Origin of the sequence: Nitrosomonas halophila (genome assembly GCF_900107165.1) — a bacterium.
Classification (GTDB): domain Bacteria; phylum Pseudomonadota; class Gammaproteobacteria; order Burkholderiales; family Nitrosomonadaceae; genus Nitrosomonas; species Nitrosomonas halophila.
Genome location: NZ_FNOY01000081.1, coordinates 1 through 10,549, shown reverse-complemented (window position 1 = coordinate 10,549; position 10,549 = coordinate 1). Strand labels below are relative to the sequence as shown.

The window sequence follows — 10,549 nt, the reverse complement described above, 5'->3', positions numbered from 1 at the left end:
GCCCTGACGGGCAACTCCAAATGTATCGGTAATCTTGCTTTTTTACACAAAAACCCTGTCAAGCACTTTTTGCATTTTTTTCGCTGAATAGTTACCAAAAATATTTGTTTTTCTCCAGAATTTTTTTGACCTGAAGCGCAGTGCATGGCCAACACCAGGGCGGGCGTGAAGCCACCCAGTAGGGAGAACTGATCTACTCCCTCAAACTTGCGAGTTAGCAGCCATCTACGACTACTGGCTGTACAAGGTTCCAACAAGAGCAGCTGGAAATCTGTGTACTGTCGGCGCAAGGAACTTCGGAACATCGTGTGCAGGACAACCACAGAAACAGTTTGATGGGAGATGGCGAGAGTCTGATCTCTACCCACATTTCAAGATATTTGCGCAAGCATTCTCGTGTGGTTGCTATCTGTCACCTTGTTTTATGGCTGAACATATTTCCTATCGTAGCTGAAGCTAGTTAAATTATCTATATGGCATGTATGCCATATAATTCACCATGGAACTTTGTCAGATTCAAGCGCTCAGATAAGTATCTGAAAAAAAAACAGTAGTTTTTATTTTCGTCAAACAAGAGAGGACAGTTGCCATGAAAGTCTTGAAATCCGGAAGTTGCGTGAGTTTGATTCGATTAACTGAAACTTTCTCAGCAGCCCGGAATTGCCCTAAATCAAATTTCGTCCAGAAACCTGATTGGTAGCGTTCGTTTCTGATTTCTGAATTTCTTCGGAAATTCTGATTTTATGCAGTAAGGAGTGGTTTCAATGTCTATAAGCATATCAAATGATAAGGTTATAAAGCAGGCTTATGATATATCTGAGTGGTTCGATGCCAAATACTATAAATTCGGTCTATTGCCCATATTGGGAGTAGCGGTTTTCTGGGTTTGGTTTCAACGTACCTACGGTTATTCAGTTGGTCTGGACTCGATGGAGCCGGAATTCGACCGGATTTGGATGGGCCTGTGGCGCGCTCACATGATAATCTTGCCTACTGTAGCGCTTATTGTTTGGGGGTGTTTGTGGCGGACTCGCAATACTGCCGAGCAGCTTTCCAGCCTGACCCCAAAGCAGGAGATAAAACGGTATTTCTATTTTCTCATGTGGCTTGGAACTTATATGTTCGCCGTTTACTGGGGGTCAAGCTTTTTCACCGAACAAGACGCGTCATGGCATCAGGTGATTATCAGGGACACAAGTTTTACACCCAGTCATATACCTCTATTTTATGGCGCTTTCCCGTTGTATATCATTATGGGTATATCGACACTCCTGTATGCCAATACACGATTGCCCCTGTATAACAAAGGCACATCGTTTCCATTGGTAATGACAATAGCCGGACCGTTGATGAGTCTGCCCAATGTCGGTCTGAATGAATGGGGCCATGCCTTTTGGTTCATGGAAGAGTTATTCAGCGCTCCGTTGCACTGGGGCTTCGTCGTCTTGGCTTGGGCCGCTCTATTCGCCGGTGGGCTTGCTGTTCAGATCATGGCGCGCTTTTCCAACCTACTGGATGTGGAATGGAACAAGCAAGACAGATCCATACTGGATGATGTCGTAAAAGCCTAGTGGTATAAGGGGGTCAAAATATAACTCAATTGGCCTCATGCCTGATTCTGATAATCTATTAGCACGTCTTCGCAGCCAGTTTACAACTGGCTGCCCCAATAACAGGTATGTAAACAGAAATGCTTAGTTCTGAATTCAGCTTCTTGGGCCGATTCTTGCCCTGATGAAATACTATCTTGCGCTTCTTAGTTATAGCTTACTCAAAAATTATAAATGTTTGTTTCTGAATTGAAATATCGTATAAATCAATATTTAAGTGCAAGGTTTTTTAACAAATTATGCGAAAACCCTTGAACTTTGTGCGTTTGCCCGGCGAGCACGTTTGAGATCCTGTTGCCATAGAATATCTCCGATACGAAGGATATTTCTGGTAACAATGGACGGTGCAACGTACCGTTCAAACCCGTTGATGCCATGATCCGGACATTTATCCAGACCATGCACTTCCAATGCTTGGATTGCCGATTGGTTGATGGCTTGACGGGATAGGAGAAGTGGCGGGTTTATCACGAAGCTTTTTAATTACACCATAAATGCACCGATTTATTATAATATATTGTTTTTTAACAAACAACGAGTCCTCTTCTGGGCACCAACTCATTGTTTCACCAAGTATTTAAATTGGTGACAAACCTAATTGCATCAATAGATTAATTGGCACTGGCTGGTTGTTGATGCAATAAACTCACGCATTGGCACCCATCTTATAATCATCACGCCAGCTTTGCATCATAAATTATTCCGGATGTAGCGATTAAGGGGGCGGCATTCCCTTTACTTTTTTGTCACCAGCAGGTGGCGGCGTCGGGGCCAGAACCCGGCAGGCCTGGTGTGCCATGCGCAAGGCGGTGGGCGCTGTTCCTTTTTTCCAGTGAAGAGAATGATGTTGTGCGTTCAGCTTCGGATCGCGGGTAGTTGTTCGTCTTTTGGTACAAACCTTAGAGCAATGCCGTTATTGCACCAGCGTTCGCCACGCGGGGGCGGGCCGTCCTGTATCAAGCCGTGCCGTTCACTCTGCAGTGCAGTCTTAATCGTTGCTGGTCGTCTATTTTAATTTCATGACTCGGTGAGTTGCTCATATGGCAAAGCAATGCTTCGACAAAGCGAGAAAGCTGATAGAGGCTGCCAATAGTGCAGACCCGAATCTGGAAATCAGCCAAGGGAAAGCATGGCCGAAAGCACTGCTTTACTCGCATCGCATGTCAGACATGCTCGAACGCTATGCGCCCGATGCCGATGATGCCATGAAGCTGGCGGTGAGTGCGCAACACATTCAGCGCTGGCAATCGCCGCGCAGTGGTTATCCGATGAACCGCAGAGGTTATCATCAATGGCGTGCCGGGTTGTATGAATTTCATGCGAACACTGTTGCCGATTTGCTTGCCAAGGCTGGATATGAGAATGCATTCATTGCTCGCGTCGCGCAGGCCGTTGGGAAGAAATCGCTCACGACCAACCCGGATACCCAGCTCTTGGAGGATGTTGCCGGGCTGGTTTTTCTTGAGCATTATCTACTCGACTTCGTTGATAAACATCCTGAATACGACCAACAGAAGTGGCTCGATATTATTCGCAAAGTTTGGAACAAGCTGTCCGTCCAGGCGCGTCAGTATGTGCTCGCGGGGCATGTCTCATTGCCAGAAGCGCTGGCTGCGATGATCCGTAAGGCAGTGTCGGAATAAAACCGGTTCTTGTTGCATATCTCAAGTCACTCCGTCATCCGCAGCATGCTGGAACGGCTGCAATTGGCTGCGCTGTCATTCTGGCGCGTTTCGCTGGGAAGGGTCTCTGGTGAAAGCCGGGGCAGGTGGACGCGCGCCGCTTGCGGCACGCTGTTGTTGCGCGGCGGTAGCCCACCAATCCAGCTGGATAAAGGTTCTGGCAAAATATTTTGCCCATTCCTGCCCGTCCACACCATCAAGGAAATTGCCGTCTGTTCCCAGTACCTCATGGGCTCTGGGCATATGGATCATCGCCGAGACGGGTAGGCAACCGAGCTCGGATAGGAAGGCGCGCATGCCCATGGCGGCCCGCACGCCGCCCCATTGGCCTGCCGAATAAGTGACAATCGCACTGGGTTTGTATGAGAACAGCGAACTGCCGAAATGATTCAGCAGGTGTGCCAGGGCGGGACTCATGGAATGGTTGTATTCCGGGCTGACCATGATGAATCCGTCCGCGCCTGCTATGCTTGTTGCCAAAGATTCAAGCGCGGCAGGGGCTTTGCCGTGCGCATAGGCGAAATGGGGTTTGAAGGGAGAGGCCAGTTCGTAATCAAGCGGGTCGACGAGTGCCGCGCAATGGCTGCCCTGGTTGATTGCGGCAATGCATGCCCGCGCGACGCGCAGCCCCAGCCGGGGCGGACTGGGGGGTGCGCTGTTTCTCGTCGATCCGAGGAATACCAAAAATTTCAGAGGCATATCTGGTGATTCTGTCATGTTTTAAACTCGTTAATCTGAACGTCTGGACGAGCATTATTCCATTCTACTTGAGTCTGCATGCTGAATAATATTTGACGCGTCAAGGGAACGTTTGTAAATTGAAACTGCTTGACAGATAAAAAGCGGATATCTTTCTGTTCCCCGGTTAGCTTATGATCAACGCACCGGGAACATTTCCGGGCTGCCTCATTTGCTTGCGTAAAATTGGAGCATGCGATGATCTCTTCAAAATATATTCCCATTATAAAAATACGGCCCATCATCGTGGGCGTCGTGTTTTCCATATCGTTATCTGTTCATGCCGAAGACAGCGCGCAGCCGCGTGACGGTGAAATCGTCTATGCCAAAATATGCGGATATTGTCATGATGTTGGCATAGGTCCGAATATCAAAGACCGGCAACTGCCTCCGGAATACATCCACTATATCGTGCGGCGTGGGTTGCGGGCCATGCCCGCTTTTCCCGAACCCTATATCAGCGACGAAGAGCTGAAGCAGATTGGACGGTTCATCTACTGATTGGTCAACAAAAAATGGAGAGGAATCATGGATGCTCAACGGCGTTTGCTGCTTAAGGGGATGGTTGTGGGCGGCTTATCGGGTCCGGGATTGATCGGGTCGGGTATGAGTCTGGCAAATGATCCGGCAAAGTCTGCGATGCACGCAGAGTCCACAAAGCCCATTCTGGCACTGGTGAATGACAGGGCCGAATACTCGGCCTTTATTCAAGGGGTGCAGGCAGCTGACCATTCGGGTTCATTGCAGTTGCACGATACCAGTCTGGGTTTGGATTTTTTGCTGACATTGCAGCGTCATGTTCAGGATGCGCGGGGGGAATATATCGTGGGCTTGGTGGATGATGCCTGTGGCACGCTTATCGTTGAACTCGCGCGCGCCGCGGGTGCACGTGTGTACTGGCTTGGCCAACATGCAGTCAGTCTGGACCGATCACACCATCAGTTACTCAGCAGCCAAATGGCTGACGGTTGCGCAGCCTCGTTGATCCAGCAACTTGTCGTGCATGGCGCCAGTTGCGATCTGGATCGGCAGTCGGCAGGAAGGGGAATACAGTCTTCCAGACTCACGCAAAATTTGTGTGGTGTGGCAGACAGAGACCGTGGGCAGTGGGCCGTGGATCTCGGCCATGGGCTTGCCAGTCTCGGCCGGACGGTGATTCCGGCGGCGCCCAGGATGGATGCCGGCCTGATGCCAGCGACGGGTCATTTTATTTCGTTTGCTTTTGAGATTTAGGGGGGCTGTCAACATGGGTGAGCAGAAATTCGACGTACTGCCGCGAGGGGTGAACCAGCAGGCGTTTCTGAAAGCTGTCGAGGCATTTCGTAAATTGCTGGGTGATGAGAACGTTTTGACGAAACCTGAGCAATTGATCGCCTATATGAAGATCATGATGCCAGTGGATGAAGCGGAACACGCGCCATCCGCTGCGCTGACAGCGACAACAGTGGAGCAGATCCAGGCAATCGTGAAAATCTGTAACGAGTACAGGATCCCGATATGGACAATTTCCACCGGCCGCAACTTTGGCTATGGCTCGGCTGCTCCCCATCACCGCGGTCAGATCATCCTCGATCTGAAGAAAATGAACAAGATTCTGCATGTCGATCCCGAGCTGTGTACGGCATTGGTCGAGCCCGGTGTGACTTATCAGCAGCTTTACGACTATCTGCAAGCGCATGACTTGCCGCTGATGCTATCGATGCCCGCCCCTTCCGCTATTGCAGGTCCGCTGGGCAATACCATGGACCGGGGAGTGGGGTATACCCCCTATGGTGAGCACTTTCTGATGCAATGCGGGATGGAGGTCGTTCTGGCCAATGGTGAAGTGTTGAGAACCGGCATGGGTGGCGTCAAGGGTGATAATAGCTGGCAGGTTTTCAAATGGGGATATGGGCCGACAATCGATGGTCTGTTCACACAATCCAATTATGGTATTTGCACCAAAATGGGGTTTTGGCTGATGCCCAGGCCGCCTGTCTACAAGCCATTTTCCATCAAATTTGACTCGGAGGATGACATTGCCGACATCGTGGAAGTGCTTCGTCCATTGCGTATTGCCCAGATCATTCCAAACGCATTGGTGATTGCCAACGCACTTTGGGAAGCCGGTGGCGCGAATGTTCGCCGTACGCAATATTATGAGGGCCAGGGCGTGACGCCCGATGACGTGATCGAACGTATCTGTGCCGATAAAGGCATCGGTCAGTGGAATGTGTATGCGGCGCTTTACGGTACCCGGGAACAGGTTGCCGTGAATTGGCAGATCGTTACCGATGCGATCAAGGCCTTGGGGAAGGGCGCCATCATAACCGAGGAGGAAGCTGGCGATACGGAACCGTTCAAGTATCGTGCCAAGTTGATGCAGGGTATTCCCAATCTGCAGGAGTTTGGATTATACAACTGGCGTGGCGGTGGTGGATCGATGTGGTTTGCGCCAGTCAGTCAGGCCCGTGGCAGCGAAACCAGCAAACAGATGCGGCTTGCCAAGAAAATACTGAACAAGTACGGCTTGGACTATGTGGGTGAGTTCATCGTGGGCTGGCGTGACATGCATCATGTTATCGATGTTTTGTGCGATCGCAGCGATCCCGCTGAATTCAAGGCTGCCTATGCATGTTTCCAAGAATTGCTGGATGAATTCGAGCGGCAAGGATACGCCGTTTACCGTGTCAATACGGCATTCATGGAGCGCGTGGCGCAAAGCTATGGTCCGGTTAAACGTCGCGTCGAGCACGCAATCAAGCGCGCGCTGGACCCCAACAATATTCTGGCGCCGGGCAAATCGGGAATCGACCTGGAAACATTCAAGGGGTAGCGGCTGCTGCGAAATGGACTGTCACGCTGCTTCCGGTTGGCTGCATTGGCCTGATGGACAGTTGGCCACCATTGGCTTGCAGAATGTCCTGGACAATGGCCAAGCCAATGCCATGTCCGGGAACGGATGGATCCGCTCGCTCACCTCGCTCCAGAATTCTGGCAATTTCATCCTGCGGGATGCCCGGGCCGTCGTCCTCGATGCTGATGATGGTCTGGTTGTTTGCGTTGTAGGCCGATATGCAAACAGCGTTTTGGCACCATTTGAAGGCGTTGTCGATCAGGTTGCCAAGCAATTCCATCAGATCGCCTGCATCGATGCGTACCTGTAATGCCGGATCTATTTTGATGGTTGTCTGCGGTTGTTTGCTGTAATGCGCGCGCGAGACCGCTTTGATGATTTTTTCAACAACCGGGCGCAGCGGGATCAACCGCGAACCGGGCGATTGTCCCACGGCGGCGGCCCGCCGTAGTTGATATTGAACAATATGGTCCATGCGCTGGACTTGTTCGGCCAGCAGCAGCTGCAACTTTTTTGCATCTGCTTCAGTTCGGAGTGCGCCTTGCAGAATCGCCAGCGGTGTTTTTAGACTGTGAGCCAAATCAGCTAATGCATTGCGATAGCGTTGTTGGTGTTTCCGTTCATGATTGAGCAAAGAATTGATATTGTCAGTCAGCCTTCTCAGCTCAATTGGATAAATGCCGTGGAGACTGTCCTGTACACCCATTTCTATATTATTCAATTCTCTGGAAACCTTGCGCATTGGCCGTAAGCCCCAGTGCAACGCAAAGGCCTGGGTAGTCAATAACAGGATGGCAATGATGGCCAGCCAGCTCCATAGATTCTTCTGATAACGATCGATCTGGCTATCAAACAATGTGCTGTCCATCACTACATGAAATGTGAATGGGTGATTGATGGTCTGGGTTTCCCACTCGGTTTCAAAGCTAAAGATAAAATAAGGGGTCTGATTGAGCACCAGTCGCTCAAAGTTTTTATGATCGATGGCTGGCCGGGTTGCGAGGGGCGGGATTAAGTGCAGGATCGATGCGGATTGCCAGGCAATCGTTTGCGCGCCATTGGTAATGTAGGCATAGGTGCCGGAGTTTGGCTGATTGAGTTCAGGCAGACCCGGGAGTTCTGCGGGCATGGATAAATTGCCTGCTGAATCGACCTCGGTACTGCCCATTAATAAGTACAGCTTACCTAGCATCCGGTCTTGCAGGGCGGCCAGTGCATTATCGTGAAAAGCGTGATCCAGGGTAAAGGCGGTTCCTCCCACAAACAGCAAGAGTACGATCGAGGCACTGGCCAGGATGCGTTGATTGAGTGACATCATGCGGCTTGCCTGGCATCGCTGTATGGCGCCTGCGCGATCGGTGGTCGTTGGGTGTCAATCATGCTGCATCTTGGGTTCAATCGTACAACGATAGCCGCGTCCACGCACCGTCTCAATCGGGTTGTGTGTGCCGGACGGATCGAGCTTGCGCCGCAAGCGACCGATTATGACCTCGAGCACATTGCTGTCATGCTCTTCGCCATGCGGGTAGAGGTAATCAGTCATGACTTGTCTGGAAAATATTTTGCCCTGATTGCGCATTAAAAGCTCTAGCAACCGGTATTCAAATGTAGTGAGATTGATCGTTTGATTCTGAACGCTTACGGTTTGAGTCTCCGTATTCAGGGATATCGGGCCGCGTGCGATGATGGCATCCGGCGTGCCGGCGGCGCGCCGGAGCAGGGCCTTGATTCTGGCAAGCAGCTCTTCCATCTGAAAAGGTTTGGCCAGATAGTCGTCAGCGCCAATTTCCAGGCCCTTTACCTTGTCTTCCCAGCTGGATTGAGCAGTCAGAATGAGTATGGGCAGCAGGCTGCCCTGGCGGCGTAGCGTAGCAATGATTTCCAGTCCGGATAAACCAGGCAGTCCCAGATCCACGATCGCAGCATCGAGCGGGTATTCACTGGCAATATGCAGGCCTTCCTTGCCGTTTGCGCTCCGATCGACCATGAAGCCGGCTGATTCGAGTTGCTGGCATATCTGTTGCTGCAGATGAGCTTCGTCTTCGATTACTAATATCCGCATGGCAGTCATTCGGCAATCAGTGGGAGGGCCGTTGTTAGCGAGTCGATAGAATGGCGCCATCGCTGGCGTTTACGGTTACAACCTGGATATTGCCCTTGCGGTTGAGTATTTTGACCCGGTAACTGCTGGCCGAGCGGCTGACCGACAGCACACGGCCATTGACATGTTTTTGCGCAATAGCCACGGCTTTTTGCTGAGAAATTTCAGTTTGGCGAGCATTGCTCGCAGGCAGGAATTGTACGGTATAAGGCTGGGCAGAAGCGATTCCAGTGCCTGGCAGTAGTATCAGAATCGCGCTCATAATCAACAGAGGGTTCAGAAGGCGGCGCATGCTGGATCGATTGGGCTGGCTGCAGTCGTTGACGATGACATATGGACATATTGAGGCTGGTCATGCAGTCAGACGACATGCCAGCCCCACGATTCAATAGCCTATCATAATTCGTGCATTGCCTGAACGAATGCCCAGTGAAAAATTATCCCGGGGGCCGTAGTAATAGCCGCCATAGGGTGGCGCATAGCGGTAGGGATTGTAATGGCCATGCCGTGCATGACGACGATTTTTGTAAAATTTCTTATGGCTGCGATGGTCGCGGGGTGCGACATATCTTGGATAGCCACGGCCAGCGGAACCGAAGTAGTAATTGTTCTGCTGGTTGCCATAAATATGCTGGGAATTTCTTGCCTGGGCGGCTGCCGGCATTGCCAGCGTAATTGCCAATAATAAAACTGACAATATTGCCACTGACGAAAAGGCTCTGGTTTTCATGGCATTTCTCCTTTTGTCTGGTTGGTTTGCCTCAAGTGTTGTTGCCTGGAATCTACTATAGCCGGAGCCACCTGAACGCAAGCTGAACGAATCGGAAAATTATTGGGCGGACTTGTTTCTTGCGGGCGTTTTGGGCTACAGGGTAGGGTGATAAGGGTTTTGATCAATAGTCGCTGCAGTTTTCTGCATTGGTTTGTAGAAAAGGAGAGGGTGGGATCTTGCCTTGAGCCATTAACATGCCCAAATGTGCTATTGGCTGTCGCTGGCAGAGTGCTCGAGACGCGCAGGATGGATGGTTATGGATCGCAGGAAAATCAGTGTATTTTTTTGTGCGAGGCAATTTTTGCATTAAACGTGAAATAAACGTAGAATCACGCGATTCAGAAATAAAGTGAAAAAGTGTAGCAACTGTAGCAACGAGAAAATTATTGGAGAATTAAAGATCTATGGCAAATACTGCACAAGCTAAAAAGCGCGTCAGGCAGACCGTCAAGCGGCGTGAGCGGAATTTCGGTTTGCGCTCCAGGCTGCGTACTGCAATTAAAGGTATTAGAAAAGCGATTGCCACGGGCGATAAAGGCCTGGCAGAAGCGACCTTCAGAAAGTCGGTTAGTACTATCGACTCGATAGCAGATAAAGGCATCATTCATAAAAATAAAGCATCGAGGCATAAAAGCCGCCTTTCCAGCGCCATCAAAGCGATGGGTTGAGGTGGTTCATAATTTATCCGTGCTCTAGCGGGTATAAACATTCAATAAAAAGGAGAGAGACATGCATGCCAGGCATTGGCTGAAAGGTATAATGCTAGCGGGAGGGCTGTTGCTAGCAGGGATGGTACAGGCGAACATCTCG

At 50.5% G+C, this 10,549-nt stretch carries 11 protein-coding genes and 1 pseudogene; 6 read left to right on the top strand and 6 right to left on the bottom strand.

The features are described 5' to 3' along the window. Positions 1-764: 764 nt before the first annotated feature. On the top strand, positions 765-1,571 hold the full coding sequence (locus BLV85_RS13130; protein WP_090415689.1) for a methane monooxygenase/ammonia monooxygenase subunit C: 807 nt from the start codon (positions 765-767) through the stop codon (positions 1,569-1,571). 276 nt (positions 1,572-1,847) lie between these two features. On the opposite strand, the pseudogene BLV85_RS15725 reads toward BLV85_RS13130, so the two are convergent. Further along, positions 1,848-2,039 (bottom strand): annotated as a pseudogene (locus BLV85_RS15725) (ISNCY family transposase); the annotation flags it as partial. Positions 2,040-2,650: 611 nt separating this feature from the next. On the opposite strand from BLV85_RS15725, the gene BLV85_RS13120 reads away from it, so the two are divergent. Further along, positions 2,651-3,253 (top strand): DUF4202 domain-containing protein, encoded by a 603-nt coding sequence (locus BLV85_RS13120; RefSeq protein WP_090415688.1) that lies wholly within the window; start codon positions 2,651-2,653, stop codon positions 3,251-3,253. 75 nt (positions 3,254-3,328) lie between these two features. On the opposite strand, the gene BLV85_RS13115 is transcribed toward BLV85_RS13120, so the two are convergent. Beyond that, on the bottom strand, positions 3,329-4,009 hold the full coding sequence (locus BLV85_RS13115; protein WP_245725222.1) for an NADPH-dependent FMN reductase: 681 nt from the start codon (positions 4,007-4,009) through the stop codon (positions 3,329-3,331). Positions 4,010-4,228: 219 nt separating this feature from the next. Between BLV85_RS13115 and BLV85_RS13110 the strand changes: the two genes are divergently transcribed. The 3 genes from BLV85_RS13110 to BLV85_RS13100 are packed head-to-tail and all read left to right on the top strand — an operon-like array spanning position 4,229 to position 6,845. Further along, positions 4,229-4,531, top strand: a complete 303-nt coding sequence (locus BLV85_RS13110; RefSeq protein WP_090415687.1) for a c-type cytochrome — start codon at positions 4,229-4,231, stop codon at positions 4,529-4,531. Between the two features lie 27 nt (positions 4,532-4,558). Next, the gene (locus tag BLV85_RS13105; protein ID WP_090415686.1) at positions 4,559-5,263 is read left to right on the top strand and encodes a hypothetical protein; all 705 of its coding nucleotides are present in this window, start codon (positions 4,559-4,561) and stop codon (positions 5,261-5,263) included. Between the two features lie 13 nt (positions 5,264-5,276). Beyond that, positions 5,277-6,845 (top strand): FAD-binding oxidoreductase, encoded by a 1,569-nt coding sequence (locus tag BLV85_RS13100; protein WP_090415685.1) that lies wholly within the window; start codon positions 5,277-5,279, stop codon positions 6,843-6,845. Here BLV85_RS13100 and BLV85_RS13095 read toward each other — a convergent pair. From BLV85_RS13095 to BLV85_RS13080, 4 genes are all read right to left on the bottom strand, one after another. Next, positions 6,835-8,184, bottom strand: coding sequence for an ATP-binding protein (locus tag BLV85_RS13095; RefSeq protein WP_090415684.1), 1,350 nt, complete (start codon positions 8,182-8,184; stop codon positions 6,835-6,837). The two genes, BLV85_RS13100 and BLV85_RS13095, sit on opposite strands and share 11 nt — an antisense overlap. Positions 8,185-8,238: 54 nt before the next feature. Then, positions 8,239-8,928: a response regulator transcription factor gene (locus BLV85_RS13090; protein WP_090415690.1), complete on the bottom strand. Its 690-nt coding sequence runs from the start codon at positions 8,926-8,928 to the stop codon at positions 8,239-8,241. 34 nt (positions 8,929-8,962) lie between these two features. Continuing rightward, a complete protein-coding gene (locus BLV85_RS13085; protein WP_090415683.1) occupies positions 8,963-9,259 on the bottom strand; it encodes a PepSY domain-containing protein in 297 nt (98 codons plus the stop codon). A 93-nt stretch (positions 9,260-9,352) separates the two neighbouring features. Next, positions 9,353-9,697: a hypothetical protein gene (locus BLV85_RS13080; protein WP_090415682.1), complete on the bottom strand. Its 345-nt coding sequence runs from the start codon at positions 9,695-9,697 to the stop codon at positions 9,353-9,355. A gap of 446 nt (positions 9,698-10,143) precedes the next feature. On the opposite strand from BLV85_RS13080, the gene rpsT reads away from it, so the two are divergent. Beyond that, the gene (rpsT, locus tag BLV85_RS13075) at positions 10,144-10,407 is read left to right on the top strand and encodes a 30S ribosomal protein S20 (protein WP_090415681.1); all 264 of its coding nucleotides are present in this window, start codon (positions 10,144-10,146) and stop codon (positions 10,405-10,407) included. The last annotated feature ends 142 nt before the right edge of the window (positions 10,408-10,549 follow it).

Excerpts from the sequence above, each read along its gene's own strand:
- BLV85_RS13095 (WP_090415684.1), bottom strand. The coding sequence starts at position 8,184 with ATGATGTCACTCAATCAACGCATCCTGGCCAGTGCCTCGATCGTACTC.
- BLV85_RS13120 (WP_090415688.1), top strand. The coding sequence starts at position 2,651 with ATGGCAAAGCAATGCTTCGACAAAGCGAGAAAGCTGATAGAGGCTGCC.
- BLV85_RS13085 (WP_090415683.1), bottom strand. The coding sequence starts at position 9,259 with ATGCGCCGCCTTCTGAACCCTCTGTTGATTATGAGCGCGATTCTGATA.
- BLV85_RS13115 (WP_245725222.1), bottom strand. The coding sequence starts at position 4,009 with ATGACAGAATCACCAGATATGCCTCTGAAATTTTTGGTATTCCTCGGA.
- BLV85_RS13090 (WP_090415690.1), bottom strand. The coding sequence starts at position 8,928 with ATGCGGATATTAGTAATCGAAGACGAAGCTCATCTGCAGCAACAGATA.
- BLV85_RS13100 (WP_090415685.1), top strand. The coding sequence starts at position 5,277 with ATGGGTGAGCAGAAATTCGACGTACTGCCGCGAGGGGTGAACCAGCAG.
- BLV85_RS13105 (WP_090415686.1), top strand. The coding sequence starts at position 4,559 with ATGGATGCTCAACGGCGTTTGCTGCTTAAGGGGATGGTTGTGGGCGGC.
- BLV85_RS13130 (WP_090415689.1), top strand. The coding sequence starts at position 765 with ATGTCTATAAGCATATCAAATGATAAGGTTATAAAGCAGGCTTATGAT.
- BLV85_RS13080 (WP_090415682.1), bottom strand. The coding sequence starts at position 9,697 with ATGAAAACCAGAGCCTTTTCGTCAGTGGCAATATTGTCAGTTTTATTA.
- rpsT (WP_090415681.1), top strand. The coding sequence starts at position 10,144 with ATGGCAAATACTGCACAAGCTAAAAAGCGCGTCAGGCAGACCGTCAAG.
- BLV85_RS13110 (WP_090415687.1), top strand. The coding sequence starts at position 4,229 with ATGATCTCTTCAAAATATATTCCCATTATAAAAATACGGCCCATCATC.